Here is a 15,482-nt window from a genome sequence, read left to right on the forward strand (position 1 = left end):
TTTAGTAGAGAGGCGATGTGAAGTTGTCTGAGTGCCTGGCGGATCCGGGACCCCGGGATCCCTTCTTCGGGCAGGGACCGGATCCGCCAGGCTCCTAGGGCTTACTCGCCCTTGGTCTTCTGGATGATCTCGTCGGCGACGGCCTTCGGGACCTCGGCGTAGCTGTCGAACTCCATCGAGTACACGGCGCGGCCCGAGGTCTTCGAGCGCAGGTCGCCGATGTAGCCGAACATCTCGGACAGCGGGACCGACGCGCGCACGACCTTGACGCCCTGGGCGTCCTCCATCGACTGGATCTGGCCACGACGCGAGTTCAGGTCGCCGATGACGTCGCCCATGTACTCCTCCGGAGTACGGACCTCGACGGCCATCAGCGGCTCGAGCAGCACCGGGTTCGCGCGCTTGACGGCCTCCTTGAAGCCCATCGAGCCCGCGATCTTGAACGCCATCTCCGAGGAGTCGACGTCGTGCGACGCGCCGTCGATCAGGATCGCCTTGACACCGACCATCGGGTAGCCCGCGAGGGCACCGGTGGCCATGGCGTCCTGGAAGCCCTGGTTGGTCGGCTCGATGTACTCGCGCGGGATGCGCCCACCGGTGACCTGGTTGACGAACTCGTAGCTCTGCTCCGCGGTCACCTCGAGCGGCTCGAGCGTGAACTGGATCTTCGCGAACTGGCCCGATCCACCCGTCTGCTTCTTGTGGGTGTAGTCGTGCTTCTCGACGGCCTTCTTGATCGTCTCGCGGTAGGCCACCTGCGGCTTGCCGACGTTGGCCTCGACCTTGAACTCGCGCTTCATGCGGTCCACGAGGATGTCCAGGTGCAGCTCGCCCATGCCCTTGATGGTCGTCTGACCGGTCTCGGGGTTGAGCTCCGTGCGGAACGTCGGGTCCTCTTCGGCGAGCTTCTGGATCGCGGTGCCCAGCTTCTCCTGGTCAGCCTTGGTCTTCGGCTCGATGGCGACCTCGATGACCGGCTCCGGGAACGTCATCGACTCGAGGACGACCGGCGCGTCGATCGCGGCGAGGGTGTCACCGGTGGTGGTGTCCTTCAGGCCGATCACGGCGTAGATGTTGCCGGCGGTCAGCTTGTCGACCGGGTTCTCCTTGTTGGCGTGCATCTGGAAGATCTTCCCGATGCGCTCCTTCTTGCCCTTGGTCGAGTTGATGACCTGGGCGCCGGACTCGAGCTCGCCCGAGTAGACGCGCACGTAGGTGAGACGACCGAAGAACGGGTGCACGGCGACCTTGAAGGCCAGGGCGGCGAAGGGATCCTTGGCGTCGGGGTGACGCTCGATGATCTTCTCCTCGTCCTTCGGGTCGTGCGCCTCGATCGCCGGGATGTCCAGCGGCGACGGCAGGAAGTCGACGACGGCGTCCAGCATCGGCTGCACACCGCGGTTCTTGAACGCCGAGCCGCACAGCACCGGGTAGATCTCGCTGGCGATGACCATCTTGCGGATGGCGCCCTTGATCTCGGCGACAGTCAGCTCCTCGCCGCCGAAGTACTTCTCCAGCAGCACGTCGTCCGACTCGGCGACGGTCTCGAGCAGCGCGTGACGGTACTCCTCGGCCTTGTCCTTGAGGTCGGCCGGGATCTCCTGCACCTCGTACGAGGCGCCCATGGTCACGTCACCCTTGGCGTCGCCGGGCCACACCAGCGCGCGCATCTCGATGAGGTCGACGACGCCGACGAAGTCGTTCTCGGCACCGATCGGCAGCTGCAGCACGAGGGGCTTGGCGCCGAGGCGGTTCACGATGGTGTCGACCGTGTAGTAGAAGTCCGCGCCGAGCTTGTCCATCTTGTTGACGAAGCAGATGCGGGGGACGTTGTACTTGTCGGCCTGGCGCCACACGGTCTCGGACTGGGGCTCCACGCCCTCCTTGCCGTCGAACACGGCGACCGCGCCGTCGAGGACGCGGAGCGAGCGCTCCACCTCGACCGTGAAGTCCACGTGACCGGGGGTGTCGATGATGTTGATCTGGTTCTTGTTCCAGAAGCAGGTCACGGCGGCCGACGTGATCGTGATGCCGCGCTCCTTCTCCTGCTCCATCCAGTCGGTCGTCGACGCACCGTCGTGGGTCTCGCCGAGCTTGTGGTTCACACCCGTGTAGAACAGGATGCGCTCGGTCGTCGTGGTCTTACCGGCATCGATGTGCGCCATGATGCCGATGTTGCGGACCTTGCTCAGGTCGGTGAGCACTTCTTGTGCCACGGGGGTGTCCTTATCTTCTTGCTGTCGTTATGCGACGAAGGAAAGTTTGGGGTGCCGGAGCCGGATCCCCGACAGGTCGCTGAGCCTGTCGAAGCGCCGGCTCCGGCCCGACTGGCTGATTACCAGCGGTAGTGCGCGAAGGCGCGGTTCGACTCGGCCATCTTGTGGGTGTCCTCGCGGCGCTTGACCGCGGCACCCAGGCCGTTCGAGGCGTCCAGGATCTCGTTCTGGAGACGCTCGGTCATGGTCTTCTCACGACGGCTCTTGGCGTAGCCCACGAGCCAGCGGAGGGCGAGGGTGTTCGCGCGGTGCGGCTTCACCTCGACCGGGACCTGGTAGGTCGAGCCGCCGACGCGGCGGCTCTTGACCTCGAGGGTCGGACGGATGTTGTCGAGCGCCTTCTTCAGGGTCGCGACGGCATCCTGACCGCTCTTCGCCTCGACGCCGCGGAGGGCGCCGTAGACGATGGCCTCAGCGAGCGACTTCTTGCCGTCGATGAGGATCTTGTTGACCAGCTGGCTGACGATCGGAGCGCCGTAGACCGGGTCGTTGACGACGGGGCGCTTGGGGGCGGGGCCCTTACGAGGCATCTAACTCAACCCTTCTTCGCGCCGTAGCGGGAACGAGCCTGCTTACGGTTCTTGACAGCCTGGGTGTCCAGGGCGCCACGGACGATCTTGTAGCGGACACCGGGGAGGTCCTTGACACGACCACCGCGCACGAGCACCAGCGAGTGCTCCTGCAGGTTGTGGCCCTCACCGGGGATGTACGCGGTGACCTCGGTGCCGTTGCGGAGCTTCACACGAGCGACCTTGCGCATCGCCGAGTTCGGCTTCTTCGGGGTGGTGGTGTACACACGGGTGCACACGCCGGCCTGCTGCGGGTTCGACTTCAGAGCGGGAGCCTTGGTCTTGGAGACCTTCGGCGAACGACCCTTGCGAACCAACTGCTGAATAGTTGGCACTGCTTCTCCTTGTTGTGCTGCACGGTGACAGCGTGATGGGTTTCACATCAGACCCGCCCGCACGCCGAGAACGGCGTTCGTGTGAATGGTGGGTATGCCGTGGGGGCGGAGCCGGCGAGTGCCGGTGCCCGATACGCGCGCGTCAAGACACACGCATACCCGCTCTATGGTAATGCGCGGTAACACGCCGGTCAAATGGAGCGCACGCGGCGCGCCGGACGTCGGGATCAGAACGTGTCGGGGTCGAAGGGCGAGTCCAGCGCCTCGGTGAGCTCGGCGAGCAGCGCCTCGATCTGGGGCTCGACGTACTCGCTGATCGCCGCCTGCACGCGCAGCCGGTGCCGCAGCAGCAGGCCGCAGATCTCGCGGCCCACCACGTTCGCGTAGTCGTCGGCCAGCGCCACCTCGCGGCGCAGCGCCGCCTTCGCCTCATCGCTGAGCGGCGGCAGCGGCGGCAGCTCCCCCGCGTCCTCGTCGGCCATGCCGGCGAGCGTGAACAGGAACGGCGCTCCCGGCACTGGATCCGGATCCAGCGGCATGCCCTCGTACTCGGGCTCGAGGTCCTCCGTCGGCCGGTACGCGCGAGCCCGGTTGCGCGCGGCCTGATGGTCGAGCTCGCTCTGCAGCATCGGCAGGTTCCGCGCCGTGTACTCGGCGACCGCGTGGTCGACGATGGTCTTGATCCGGGTGGACAGCCCGTGCTGCACGCCGTGCGGGACGTTCGCGCCGATTCCCGCCGCCGAAAGCACCGGCGACCCCATGCAGCGCCGGCACGGAGCGACCCGCCCGCGGTGCGTCGCAGGCTCCCACCGCGGCACCCAGCGCAGCCATGCCTCGACGGCCTGGTCGACCTGCGTCTCCAACGAGCGCTCCACACAACCAGCGTACGGCGCGGACACGCCCGGGCGGCAGCGGCGCGCGAGATCGCGGGCGTCGGCCGGGAGTGCGTGCGGAGGCGCGTCGGCGGTGCCGGGATCGGGTCGACCGACCGAGATGAGGCGGATCCGCCCGGATCCTCCTCATCTCGGCGCGTTCACCTGATCTCAGCGCCGCGCGCGGGTGCGCGGCAGGGGGTCACGGCCCGTCGTCGTCGCCGTTCTCCCAGGGCCAGTGCGGCGCCCGCGCAGCCGTGCGGCGCAGGGCGATCGCCACCCACGCCGCGATCAGCGCCGCGACCACGATGACCGCGCTCGCCCCGCCGAGCACCAGCTGACCGGCCGCGGCGGTGGCGTCGACGGCGCCGGCGCCCTCCGCCACCGCGGCGCCCCACACGCCGCCGAGGTGCGCGAGTGCGGCGCCGAGCGCGAGGAACACCGTCGCGACGAAGGACGGCCGTCGATCGGCGAGCACCGCCCACAGCGCGAGCGCGAACACGAGCACCGCGAGCACCATGCCCACCGCGCCGGGAATCTGTCCCAGCCGCGGCACCGAGATGATGTCGTGCTCGGCGAACAGGCTCAGCGCGCCCAGGCCCATGATGGTGAGCGCGAAGAACGACACGACGCCGATGACCCAGGCGAGGACAGGCCGAACCCCCGCGGGCCGGGGCTCGCGGGGGTTCGGCGTGATGTCGTCCGTGATGATCTCCTGCCCTGACGGGCCCGGCCGCTACGGCAGCTGCGGACCGGCCTCGAGGACGCGCTCGTACTCGCGCTGCGCCTCCTCGTTCTGCGCGGTGCGGCGAGCGCCCGTGCGCGCGGCCCACGCGCCGAACCAGATCGTGAGCTCGCGTCCGAAGATGAACGCCGCGATCGCGAGCGGCGAGAGCAGCTGCGCGTTGGCGAGGCCCGCGAGCTCGGATCCGCCCAGCTTCCAGAACTCCACGGATCCGATCGCGCCGAGCACGTGCCCGCCGTATGCGAAGGCGCCGACGATGATGCCGAAGATGACCCAGAAGCCCCAGCGCCCGCGGTTGATGATGCCGCCGAGCAGCCAGAACCCGACCGCGAACGCGGCCACGGGAACCCAGAGACCGGCGCTGCGCAGATGGTCCAGCAGAACCGGGACCACGCCGTCCGCCGACGTGACATCGCCCTCGATCGCCGCGATGCCGAGGGCCGTGCCCAGGTACAGGATCGCGAACGCGATCGCCGCGAGCAGGCCGATGCCGAAGATCGCGCCGCGGTTGCCGCGCTCGCGCGGGGGCTCCGGGGCCTGCACGAAGATCGGGGGCGCCTCGACGACCGAGGTCGGCGCGGCCACGGCGGCGGGCGGCGGGGCGAGCACCTGGGTGCGGGCGTCGTCTGCGGGCTCGGGGCGCGTCGCCGCGCTCTCGAGCACGGTGGTCTCCGCGGTGACGCCGGCGGGGGGCGGCGTGAACGTGCCGCCGAAGGTGCCGGGGTACGCCGCTTCGGCCTCCTCGAACGCGGCGAGATCGGGATCCGCGTCGGGCTTGCGGTCGGCGGCGGCCTGCGGGGCGGCGTCGGCCGCGGGTGCGGTGGCATCGTCGGCGGCGCGTTCGGCCTCGGCGAGGCTCGCGTTCGCGCTCTGCGCCACGGCGGCGTGGTCGGGCTGGGCGACGGGCTCCGCGTCCGCGTGCGACGTCGGCGCGGCCTCCCCGGAGGGGGCGGACGCGTCCTGCGCGGCCCGGTCGGCGTCCGGCGTCCCGACGGCGTCCTGGGCGTCCTGCTCGGGCGCGGTGGCCACGGCGTCGTCGACGTCGTGCGCCTGCGCCGGCTTCGAAACCTCGTGGTCACTCATGGGGGCTCCTCCATAGGGATGCGGTGCTCCGAGGCTAACTCCGGCGCGCGGCGGGACGGCGAAGGCGTGCCGGAAAGCCAGGAACCCGGGAGCTCCGTCTCGCTGGCGGCGGCGCGGGAACCGGGCGAAGGGCGCGGGCGACCCCGCGCCGATCAGCGCCCGAGGAGATCGCCGAAGTACCTCAGCATCACGGGCCCCATCGGCGCCGCGAGGTACACCAGGCCCGCGACCACGCCGGCGCAGACCACGCCGCCGAGCCACGCCAGGGGCGTGCTGCGTCCTCCGATCCGAGCCATGCTCCGAGCGTACGAGGGGATCGGTCTCCTCCCGGGACGGCACGCGGCGGGAAGCACGCACGCCAGGAAGCGCGCACGGCAGGACGGGCGCACGCCAGGAAACGCGCACGGCAGGAAGCGCGTACGGGCGCACCCCACGACGGGCGCGCCCAAGGACGGGCGCACGCCCGAGAGCGCGCGCCCGTCCGGAATGCGCGGGAGGCGGTTCAGCCCGCGTCGGGCGTCGTCACCCCCGGCAGCGCCCACGCGGCGAACGCGGGGCCCGACGCAGCAAGCGCGACAGCGCCGTCCGCAGCGACCGCGAGCGTCGCGTCGCCGAACAGCGCCTCCGCCGCGGCAGGCCCCGTCAGGGCCCCGGCCGGGAGCGCGACGTCGGCGTCACCGCGCGTCGCGAGCACGAGCACCGACTCCTGCGCCGACTCCCGCACGAAGACCACGCTCGCGTCATCGACGTGCAGCCACCGCAGTCCGCCGGTGCCGAGCACGGGGTGCGCACGGCGCAGCCCCACCAGGTCGCGGTACAGCGCGATGCGCTCCGCCGTCTCCGGCTGCCCCTCCGTGCCCCACGGGATCGGAGTGCGGCTGGACTCGCCGTCGACGCCGGTGAGGCCGAACTCATCGCCGGCGAACACCACGGGCACACCGGGCAGCGTCATCGACAGGCCCACGGCGACGGGCACCGTGCCCGGCGCCGCGTTCGTCGCGAACCGCGCCGTGTCGTGCGTGTCCAGCGGCTGCATGTTGCCGAGCCGCACCCGCCACGGGATGCCGCCGGTGAACCGGGTGATCGAGTCCACGAAGTCGCGCGCGGTGTAGCGCGGGATCCCGCCGATCTGCATCCCGAAGAACCAGCTCTCGGTGCGCTCCTCCCCCTCCGCGTCCAGGTACGGCGCGCCGGTCGGCTCGCTGAGCCAGGCCCACACAGGGCGCGTGAACGACGGGTACGTCATGGCGCCGTCCCAGCCATCGCCCTGCAGGTCGCTCGTGGCGTCGTTGGTGGACTCCCCGAGCAGGATCGCGTCGGGGTTGATGCCCCGCACGGTGTCGCGCAGCAGCCGGCGCACGTCGGCGTTCAGGTCGATCGCCCCGAGGCGCCCGGTCATGTTCGCCACGTCCACGCGCCAGCCGTCGGCGCCGTACGGGGGCTTGAGCCAGTGCGCCACGGCGGAGTCCTCCCCCGTGATGAACCGCTCGCGCAGCTCCTCGCTCGCCCAGTCGAACTTGGGCAGGCTCTCCGCGCCCATCCAGCACTCGTACGCGGTGTTGCCCTCGTCGGTGAAGTAGTAGAACTCCTCCTCCGGAGCGCCGGGGTGCCCGTAGGCCGCGCGGAACCACTCGTGACGATCGCCGGAGTGGTTGCTGGTGAGGTCGCCGATCACCTTGATGCCGCGGGCGTGCGCCTCGGCGATGAGCCGCACATACGCCTCGTCGCCGCCCAGCAGCGGATCGATCCGGTCGAAGCTCGAAGCGTCGTAGCGGTGGTTGGACGCGGCCGGGAACACCGGCGTCAGGTAGAGCAGGTTCACGCCGAGCTCCACGAGGTGGTCGAGGTGCTCGATGACGCCGGGCAGGTCGCCGCCGTAGAACTGCAGAGCCCGGGCGGGCATCACCGGATCCACCGGCGTGTCCCAGTCCGCGGGGATCGCCCAGTCCGGCGTCGGGTGCTCGTCGGCCTGCGCGGAGCGGGCGAACCGGTCGGGGAAGACCTGGTACATCACGGACTCGCGCAGCCACGCCGGCGGCGCGGGCTCGGCGACGAGAGCGAAGTCCTCGGCGTCGAGGGTCTCCAGCCGGTGGATCCCGGTCTGGTTCAGCCACTCGATGCCGCCGTCCTCGTGCTGCAGCAGGAAGCGGTAGCCGTGGCGGGGGTTGCGCACCGTGACCGGCGCCTCCCACCAGTCCCAGCCGTCGACGGCGCCGATGCGCGCGGCGTCGGTCCACTCCGGCTCGTGGTCGGGGTTCGAGCGGGTGCGCACCGCGGCCAGCGGGCCGTAGCCCGCGGGTACGCGCAGACGCACGTGGACGACGTCGCCGAGCGCGGGGGCGTCGTCCGAGACGTACAGCGGGGATCCGTCGTGATGCGGAAGGAGAGCGGTCATGTCAGGGCCTTTCTGTGGATGCGGCGGCAGCCCGCCGATGGTCGACGTGGTTGCACAGCCGGGTGCCGTGACAGAGCCCTTGAGTTGTTCTTCGATTGTGCCGGATCCGCCGGGTCGCTGCCTCCGCGACCCGGCGGGAGCAGTGCGCGCTACTTGACGCTGCCGGCGGTGAGCCCGCCGACGATGTACTTCTGCAGCGACAGGAACAGCACCATCGGCAGGATCGCCGCGAGCACGGCGCCGGCCGCGAACACGGCGTAGTTCTTCGCGTCGGTGGACACGTACTGGTACAGGCCCACGGCGAGGGTCTGCTTCTCGGGGGAGATGAGCACCGTGGACGCGATGAGGAAGTCGCCGGTGATGCCGATGAAGGCGAGCAGGCCGACGACGGCGAGGATCGGCGCCACCAGACGCAGGATGATCGTGAAGAAGATCCGCGCGTGGCCGGCGCCGTCGATCTTGGCGGCCTCGTCGATCGAGGCGGGGATGGTGTTGAAGAACCCGTACATGAGGAACGTGTTGGCCCCCAGCGCGCCGCCGAGGTACACGAGGATCAGGCCGATCTGCGAGTTCAGCCCCAGCGCCGGGAAGATGTCGCCGATCGCCGACATGAGCAGGAAGATCGCCACGATCGCGAGCAGCTGCGGGAACATCTGCACGAGCAGCAGGGTCATCAGCCCCGCCCGGCGTCCGCGGAAGCGCATGCGCGAGAAGGCATATGCGGCGAGCGCGCACAGCAGCACGCTGAACAGCGAAGCCAGCAGGCCGATGAAGATCGTGTTCAGGAACCAGGCGCCGTAGGGACGGATCGGATCCTGGAACAGCTGCACGTAGTTCTGCAGGCTGATCTTGGAGAACAGTCCGTTCGTGCTGAGCAGCGTGCCGCCGGGGTTGAGGGAGGCGCTGAGCACGTAGACGAGCGGGAAGGCCGCGAACACGAGCATCACGATGCCGATGATGTGGCGCCAGCCGGTCTCGCGGAACCAGCGGCCGAACGGACGGCGCTGGTGGAGCACGGGTCCCGTCGCGACGACGGCGGATGTCTCGGGGGAAGCGATCTGGGTGGTCATGTCAGTTCAGGTCCTCCAGCACCTTGGTCTGCCGGAACCCGATGAACGAGATCACGGCGACGAGGACGAAGATGATGATCGAGAAAGCGCTCGCGAGGCCGTAGTCCCGCTCGCTGCCGACGAAGGCGACCTTGTAGACCATCGAGATGAGCAGGTCGGTCGAGCCCACGTTGATGCTCGCCCCCGCGATCTGAGGTCCTCCGCCGGTGAGCAGGAAGATCAGCCCGAAGTTGTTGAAGTTGAACGCGAACGAGGCGATCAGCAGCGGCGCGACCGCCACGAGCAGCAGCGGGAACTTGATCAGGCGGAACGTCTGCCACACGCTCGCGCCGTCCACTCTGGCCGCCTCGACGACGTCGTCCGGCAGGGACTGCAGCGCGCCCGTGGTCACGAGGAACATGTACGGGAAGCCGAGCCAGAGGTTCACGATGAGGATCGCGATCTTGGCGAGCCACGGGTCCGTGAGCCACGGGATCGAGGCACCGCCGAGCACGGTCTGGTTGATGAAGCCGAAGTCGGTGTTGAACAGGCCTGCCCATACCAGCGCCGACAGGAACGCGGGGAACGCGTACGGCAGGATCATGATGACCCGGTAGTACTTGCGACTGCGCATCTTCGGATCGTTGAACACGATCGCGAGGAACAGCCCGAGGATGAAGGTGGTGGCGACGGAGAGGATCGCGAACGCGAACGTCCACAGCAGCACGGCGAAGAACGGGCCGCGGATGGACTGGTCGCTGAAGGCGCGGACGAAGTTCTCGCCGCCCACCCAGACCTGCCAACCGGGCAGCAGCTTCGTGCCGTCCTCGGCCGTGAACGCCCCGTGGCCGGTGTCGCTGTAGACGACGCCGGTCTTGGTGTCGGTCATCGTGTCGGCCTTCGGATCCCACTTCAGCGTGGACGTGAACAGGTACGCGTTCGATCCGTCGGTGGTCTTCAGGTAGCCCTTGTTGACGTCCTTCGCGATCGGCACCGCGAGCTTGGCGATGTCGTCCTGGTGCGCGATCACGCCCTGGAAGTCGAGGGTGGTGTAGCCGGGGGCGCCGGAGGAGCTGATACCGGGCACGCTCGCCAGAGGCTGCGCGGCGCCGCCGAGCTCCGTCTTGCCGGTGTCGGGATCCGCGGTGAGCAGGAAGAACTTCCCGTCCTTCTCCAGGATCTTGACGGGGTAGGTCGGCGAATCCGCGACGCGGGTCTGCGACTGCAGCAGGAGCGCGCTGACCGCATCCTCCTTGCTCGAATTGTGACCGGATCCGAAGTTCGTGAACGCGATGTAGCCCGAGTACACGACCACGAAGATCTGGAAGATCAACAGGAAGACCAGACCCGGGGTCAGGTACTTCGCCGGCAGCAGCCCGGGAATGAGGTAGACGGCGTTGATCGCGACCACGCCGATCGCAACGAGCGCCGCCGCGATCCACTGCTCGCTGGACGCGAGCGCGAACACCGCATACACGGCCATCGCGTCGACGATGGCGAGCGCGAGGATCTTGACGATCCAGACCTTCCAGCCGGCCGCTGCCGCCTCAGCGTAGGCGGCAGCGCGGCGCTGCCTGCGGTGCCGGGCCCTGTCCTCGACGGACATCGCCCTCGCCTGCTGCGCTTCCTGCTTCTCCTGCACGACAGGACCCGTCATCTCGACCCCTTCAACAATGACGACTGCGGGTTATGGGTGCGGGAGGCGGCCGTATGGCGCGCCTCCCGCACCGTGGTTCAGTGCCGGATCAGCCGATCTTCGACTGGATGTTCTGGGTCATCGTGGTCCAGGTGCTGACCGGGTCGGCACCCTTCATGATCGAGACCTCGCCCTTGCCCCAGTCGTCCCACACCGAGCCCATCTCAGGCACGGACGGCATCGGCACGGCCTTGGCGCCGACCTTGGCGAAGCCGGCCACGGCCGGGTCGGACTGCGCGGCGTCGAAGGACTCGGTCAGTGCCGGCGGACGGCCGCCGGCCTTGTACAGCGCGGTCTGCACGGACGGGGTGGCGAGGTAGTTCACCAGGAACTCGTTCGCGGCGATCGTGTTCTTCGACTTCGCGTTCACGAAGAACGCCTGCACGCCGGCGAACGGACGGGCCTCCTGGCCGCCGGCGCTCGGGATCGGGTCGACGGAGACCTTGATGCCGGCCTTCTCGGCGTCGGGCAGGTTCCACGGGCCCGTGATGAAGTAGGGCGACTCACCCGCGTTGAACGCGGCCTTGGCGAGGTCTCCGGTCAGGCCGGGCTTGAAGATGCCCGCCGCACCCTGTGCACCCAGCCAGGTGGCGAACTTCTGGCCCGCCTCGTCGCCGATGGTGAGCTTCTTGGCGTCGTAGCTGCCGTCGGCGTTCTGCGCGAAGACCTGACCGCCGAACGACGTCTCGAACGGGTAGGTGTGGTACGCGTCGCCGGTGGTGGCGTCGAGTCCGATCAGGAACGGGTACTTGGTGCCCGCGGCCTTGCCCTTCGCGATCATCTCGTCGTAGGTGGCCGGCGTGGAGTCGGCGAGCGCGGTGTTGCGCAGGATCGCGATGTTCTCGATCGCGTAGGGCAGGCCGTAGACCTTGCTGTCATAGGTGACGGCCGAGATGGCGACCTTCTCGAACTTCGACGCCTTGTCGCCGAGCTCGACGGGAGCGACGAGACCGTCCTTCACGAAGGAGCCGATCCAGTCATGGGCGCCGATCGTGACGTCGGGGCCCTTGCCGGTGGGGACCTGGGCGGTGAAGTCGTCGCGGATCTTCCCGAAGTCCTTGACGACCAGGTTGATCTTGATGCCCTTGTCCTTCTGGAAGTCGGCGGCGACCTGCTTCATGGCGGCCGCACGGTTGGAGTCGACCCAGACGGTGAGCGAGCTCGTGGACTTGTCGCTTCCTGCGGTCGAGCCTCCGCCGCTGCTGCTGCCGCCGCAGCCGGTCAGCGCCAGTGCGCCGGCCGCGAGGAGTGCGGCGAATGCGACGACGCTCTTCTTGTTCACCTTCATCGGTGTACCTCTCTCGGTGCTGTTCAAGCGCGGATCAACGACGATCGGCGTCCCGCTCGGGTGCGGCGCGCTTCGCCTGCATGTTGCAAGCGTTTACAGTATGCGACGAAGTCAGCCTCTGCGCAATGCCTGTTTCTGTAAAGATCTCAGCACGGCGTCCTTGAGCCCCCGAAAAATCACGGATCCTCTGCACAGTGCCGGGGTTGCGCTACTCGCAAACGTTTACAACAATGTTGCGAACCGAGCGTCAACTGCATGCTCGACGTCCCGGTTCGGCGCTCCGGCCCGATACTCTTCCCTGATCCGATCCCCCCAGGAGGCAGCGTGGCTGACATCGCCGATGTGGCGCGGCTCGCCGGCGTTTCCACCGCGACCGTGTCGCGCGCGCTGAACGGCAAGACCGCGTCGGCGGCCACCCGGGAGAAGGTCCTCGCCGCGGCCTCGGAGCTCGGGTACGTCATCTCGTCGAACGCCTCGGGGCTCGCCTCCGGGCGCACCCGACACATCGGCTTCATGGTGCCGTTCATCGACCGCTGGTTCTTCACCGACCTGCTCACCGGCATCGAGTCGGTGCTGCTCAGCCAGGGGTACGACGTCACACTGTACGACCTGCAGGGCAACGACTCCCAGCGCGACCAGGTCTTCGGCAGCTCGCTGCGCCGCGCCAGCATCGACGGCCTCATCGCTGCGAGCATCGAACTCACCGGCGACGAGATCCGGGCGCTGCGCGCGCTCGGCAAGCCGGTGGTGACCGTGGGCGGCTACATCGAGGGCGCCACGGCGGTCGACGTCGACAACGCGCGGATGGCGACGCTCGCCACCGAGCACCTGCTCTCACTCGGACACACGCGGATCGCGTACGTCGGCGCGGGCCGCACGATCGCCAGCGCCTTCCAACTCGGCGATGCCCGCTACGACGGCTGGCTGTCGGCGATGCGCGCAGCGGGGCTCGACAGGGAGGAGTCGGGCTTCTGGGAGGCCGACTTCGACATCCCGTCCGGCTACGCGGCGGCGAAGGCCCTGCTCGCGCACGACCGCCCCACGGCGATCTTCGCCGCGAGCGACGAGATCGGGATCGGCTGCATCCTCGCCGCCCGCGACCTCGGTCTGCGCGTGCCCGACGACCTCTCCGTCGTCGGGATCGACGACCACAAGCTCTCCGCGTTCTTCGGACTGACCACGCTCGCACAGGACCCTGCGGGTCAGGGCCGCCTCGCCGCGCACCTCATGCTCGCGCAGCTCGACAACCCGGGAGCCGCGCCCGAGCACCGCACCCTCACGCCGCGGTTCGTGGTGCGCTCCTCCACGGCGCGCCCCGGCGGCGCCGTGCACGGAACCGCCTGACGTCGTCGCTCGTTACACTGCCTGTATGGCTGACAGCTCATTCGACATCGTGTCCAAGGTGGATCGCCAGGAGGCCGACAACGCCCTCAACCAGGCCCGCAAGGAGATCGAGCAGCGCTACGACTTCAAGGGCGTGGGCGCGTCGATCGCCTGGAGCGGCGACAAGATCGTGATCCTCGCGAACTCGGACGAGCGTGCGCGCGCGGTGCTGGACGTGTTCCAGTCCAAGCTCATCAAGCGAGGGATCTCGCTGAAGAGCCTCGACTCGGGCGAACCCACCGCGAGCGGCAAGGAGTTCCGCCTCGAGTCCACCCTCAAGGAGGGCATCAGCTCGGAGAACGCGAAGAAGATCAGCAAGATCATCCGCGACGAGGGCCCCAAGTCGGTGAAGTCGCAGATCCAGGGCGACGAGCTGCGCGTGCAGTCCAAGAGCCGCGACGACCTGCAGGCCGTGATCGCCCTGCTCAAGGGATCCGACCTCGACCTGGATCTGCAGTTCATCAACTTCCGGTAAAGGGTGCTTCTGACCTGGGGTTTCTCTTCCTCAGTCCGCAGGGAGTCCGCAAAACTGGTGAGAGAGGGGTCGAAATGACCTACGCGACCGAGCCGGATTGGAGCACGCTGGGGCACGGGACCGACGTGCTGGCAAGCCGGATCGACGGGACCGACGAGATTCGCGGCATCGTGGCAGGGACGGCCGACGGCGGTCTGCTCGTGCACGACCTCGCCGCGCAGGTCGACGAGCACGGGCACGCGCCGGCCCGGTTCGTGAAGCCGGACGAGTGGGCGATCTCCCGCGTCAGTTGATAGCGAGCCGCGAGAGTCTTGCCGCATGGATCAACGTGAACGCACCATCCGCGAGATTGCCGACCACCTGGCGCGGGCGCTACTCGCTGCCGCCGAATACGCTGACAGCCATCGACCGGCGCCCGTACCGCCTCAGCCCGATGTTGCCGTGAACCGCGCCCGCGGCCGGCTCCTCACGATCGAGGAGGTTGGAGAGCAGATCGGGGTCTCACCAAAGACGCTGTATTTCTGGCGGACCGCGCGCCCTGCGAAGGGACCGCAAGCGATCAAAGTCGGCAAATATCTGCGATGGAAGCAGGCCTCGGTCGACGCGTGGATCGAAGAGCAGGAGCGCTACGAGGGCTGATCACCACGATTGTCGCTGTGGGGTGTTAAGACTGTCGCGTGAGTGATCAGGTCTGGTTGACGTACCTCGAGGCAGCGAGACGGACGAAGAGCAGCGATCGCACCATCAAGCGGTGGCGCCGGCAGGGCATGCCGATGCATTGGCGGGTCGACGAGACGGGGCAGCGCGTCCGAGTTGTCGACGAGCAGGTTCTCCTCACATGGTGGCGGGACCAGATGCAGGCTTCTCCGGTGCACTTCTACCGGATGCGGAAAGCCTCCGTGAATGCTGGGATGACGGTCCCGGAGGTGCCCGACCGGTTCAAGCGCCGCCCACGCGCTGAGACACCGACCAGTGAGGTTCCCGCGGGTGATTCTGACGAGTCCACCGCAGGATCCGGCCCAACGCTCGCTGATGTGATCGCCGAGCTCCCCGAGTTCATCGGTCAGCCCGAGCATGCGGCCCTCGTCCGGGCAATGGAAGACACTCCCCCAGCGTGCGACGGCCTCGAGATGTTCACGCACGACCGGTTCTTCGACCCTGAACAGACGGAGATGATGCGCGGCATCTGCCATGCCTGCCCACTGCTGGAGCTCTGCAGGACGTTCGCGATCGCCGGGAAACCGACCGCTGGCATGTGGGCCGGGATGACACCCGCGGAGATCCGGCACCTCGGCACCCAGGCAGCCGCCGCTTGA

At 68.6% G+C, this 15,482-nt stretch carries 16 protein-coding genes; 5 read left to right on the forward strand and 11 right to left on the reverse strand.

The window, feature by feature from the left end:
- Window positions 1–101 precede the first annotated feature (101 nt).
- The 11 genes from fusA to ACYQ1L_RS15995 all read right to left on the reverse strand — a co-directional run bounded on the left by fusA (window position 102) and on the right by ACYQ1L_RS15995 (window position 12,308).
- On the reverse strand, window positions 102–2,216 hold the full coding sequence (fusA, locus tag ACYQ1L_RS15945) for an elongation factor G (RefSeq protein WP_159574844.1): 2,115 nt from the start codon (window positions 2,214–2,216) through the stop codon (window positions 102–104).
- Between the two features lie 119 nt (window positions 2,217–2,335).
- Complete coding sequence (gene rpsG / locus ACYQ1L_RS15950; protein WP_159574843.1) at window positions 2,336–2,806, reverse strand: 30S ribosomal protein S7; 471 nt, start codon at window positions 2,804–2,806, stop codon at window positions 2,336–2,338.
- Window positions 2,807–2,811: 5 nt separating this feature from the next.
- Entirely contained in the window at window positions 2,812–3,180 is a 369-nt protein-coding gene (gene rpsL, locus ACYQ1L_RS15955; protein WP_013584051.1) for a 30S ribosomal protein S12, read from the reverse strand.
- A gap of 227 nt (window positions 3,181–3,407) precedes the next feature.
- Window positions 3,408–4,055 carry a spermidine/putrescine ABC transporter substrate-binding protein gene (locus ACYQ1L_RS15960; RefSeq protein WP_460005013.1) on the reverse strand — a complete coding sequence of 216 codons (648 nt, stop codon included), beginning with the start codon at window positions 4,053–4,055 and terminating at the stop codon, window positions 3,408–3,410.
- Window positions 4,056–4,254: 199 nt separating this feature from the next.
- Window positions 4,255–4,680, reverse strand: a complete 426-nt coding sequence (locus ACYQ1L_RS15965) for a DUF6121 family protein (RefSeq protein WP_460005014.1) — start codon at window positions 4,678–4,680, stop codon at window positions 4,255–4,257.
- 108 nt (window positions 4,681–4,788) lie between these two features.
- Window positions 4,789–5,880 carry an ABC transporter gene (locus ACYQ1L_RS15970; protein ID WP_460005015.1) on the reverse strand — a complete coding sequence of 364 codons (1,092 nt, stop codon included), beginning with the start codon at window positions 5,878–5,880 and terminating at the stop codon, window positions 4,789–4,791.
- Between the two features lie 152 nt (window positions 5,881–6,032).
- Window positions 6,033–6,176, reverse strand: a complete 144-nt coding sequence (locus ACYQ1L_RS15975) for a hypothetical protein (protein ID WP_460005016.1) — start codon at window positions 6,174–6,176, stop codon at window positions 6,033–6,035.
- 206 nt (window positions 6,177–6,382) lie between these two features.
- Window positions 6,383–8,275, reverse strand: a complete 1,893-nt coding sequence (locus ACYQ1L_RS15980) for a glycoside hydrolase family 13 protein (RefSeq protein ID WP_460005017.1) — start codon at window positions 8,273–8,275, stop codon at window positions 6,383–6,385.
- Window positions 8,276–8,424: 149 nt separating this feature from the next.
- Entirely contained in the window at window positions 8,425–9,345 is a 921-nt protein-coding gene (locus ACYQ1L_RS15985; RefSeq protein ID WP_460005018.1) for a sugar ABC transporter permease, read from the reverse strand.
- A gap of 1 nt (window position 9,346) precedes the next feature.
- The gene (locus ACYQ1L_RS15990; protein WP_460005019.1) at window positions 9,347–10,981 is read right to left on the reverse strand and encodes an ABC transporter permease subunit; all 1,635 of its coding nucleotides are present in this window, start codon (window positions 10,979–10,981) and stop codon (window positions 9,347–9,349) included.
- A gap of 88 nt (window positions 10,982–11,069) precedes the next feature.
- On the reverse strand, window positions 11,070–12,308 hold the full coding sequence (locus tag ACYQ1L_RS15995) for a sugar ABC transporter substrate-binding protein (RefSeq protein ID WP_460005020.1): 1,239 nt from the start codon (window positions 12,306–12,308) through the stop codon (window positions 11,070–11,072).
- Between the two features lie 324 nt (window positions 12,309–12,632).
- Here ACYQ1L_RS15995 and ACYQ1L_RS16000 point away from each other — a divergent pair, with 324 nt between their 5' ends.
- The 5 genes from ACYQ1L_RS16000 to ACYQ1L_RS16020 all read left to right on the forward strand — a co-directional run bounded on the left by ACYQ1L_RS16000 (window position 12,633) and on the right by ACYQ1L_RS16020 (window position 15,482).
- A complete protein-coding gene (locus ACYQ1L_RS16000) occupies window positions 12,633–13,652 on the forward strand; it encodes a LacI family DNA-binding transcriptional regulator (protein ID WP_460005021.1) in 1,020 nt (339 codons plus the stop codon).
- A 25-nt stretch (window positions 13,653–13,677) separates the two neighbouring features.
- Window positions 13,678–14,166, forward strand: coding sequence for a YajQ family cyclic di-GMP-binding protein (locus ACYQ1L_RS16005; protein WP_159574835.1), 489 nt, complete (start codon window positions 13,678–13,680; stop codon window positions 14,164–14,166).
- A gap of 74 nt (window positions 14,167–14,240) precedes the next feature.
- On the forward strand, window positions 14,241–14,459 hold the full coding sequence (locus ACYQ1L_RS16010) for a hypothetical protein (RefSeq protein ID WP_460005022.1): 219 nt from the start codon (window positions 14,241–14,243) through the stop codon (window positions 14,457–14,459).
- Between the two features lie 25 nt (window positions 14,460–14,484).
- Entirely contained in the window at window positions 14,485–14,805 is a 321-nt protein-coding gene (locus tag ACYQ1L_RS16015; RefSeq protein ID WP_460005023.1) for a helix-turn-helix transcriptional regulator, read from the forward strand.
- A 395-nt stretch (window positions 14,806–15,200) separates the two neighbouring features.
- Window positions 15,201–15,482, forward strand: coding sequence for a WhiB family transcriptional regulator (locus ACYQ1L_RS16020; RefSeq protein WP_460005024.1), 282 nt, complete (start codon window positions 15,201–15,203; stop codon window positions 15,480–15,482).

It is taken from the genome of Microbacterium xylanilyticum (assembly GCF_054654695.1).

Excerpts from the sequence above, each read along its gene's own strand:
- rpsG (WP_159574843.1), bottom strand. The coding sequence starts at position 2,806 with ATGCCTCGTAAGGGCCCCGCCCCCAAGCGCCCCGTCGTCAACGACCCG.
- ACYQ1L_RS15970 (WP_460005015.1), bottom strand. The coding sequence starts at position 5,880 with ATGAGTGACCACGAGGTTTCGAAGCCGGCGCAGGCGCACGACGTCGAC.
- ACYQ1L_RS15975 (WP_460005016.1), bottom strand. The coding sequence starts at position 6,176 with ATGGCTCGGATCGGAGGACGCAGCACGCCCCTGGCGTGGCTCGGCGGC.
- ACYQ1L_RS15980 (WP_460005017.1), bottom strand. The coding sequence starts at position 8,275 with ATGACCGCTCTCCTTCCGCATCACGACGGATCCCCGCTGTACGTCTCG.
- ACYQ1L_RS15985 (WP_460005018.1), bottom strand. The coding sequence starts at position 9,345 with ATGACCACCCAGATCGCTTCCCCCGAGACATCCGCCGTCGTCGCGACG.
- ACYQ1L_RS15990 (WP_460005019.1), bottom strand. The coding sequence starts at position 10,981 with ATGACGGGTCCTGTCGTGCAGGAGAAGCAGGAAGCGCAGCAGGCGAGG.
- ACYQ1L_RS15995 (WP_460005020.1), bottom strand. The coding sequence starts at position 12,308 with ATGAAGGTGAACAAGAAGAGCGTCGTCGCATTCGCCGCACTCCTCGCG.
- ACYQ1L_RS16005 (WP_159574835.1), top strand. The coding sequence starts at position 13,678 with ATGGCTGACAGCTCATTCGACATCGTGTCCAAGGTGGATCGCCAGGAG.
- ACYQ1L_RS16010 (WP_460005022.1), top strand. The coding sequence starts at position 14,241 with ATGACCTACGCGACCGAGCCGGATTGGAGCACGCTGGGGCACGGGACC.
- ACYQ1L_RS16015 (WP_460005023.1), top strand. The coding sequence starts at position 14,485 with ATGGATCAACGTGAACGCACCATCCGCGAGATTGCCGACCACCTGGCG.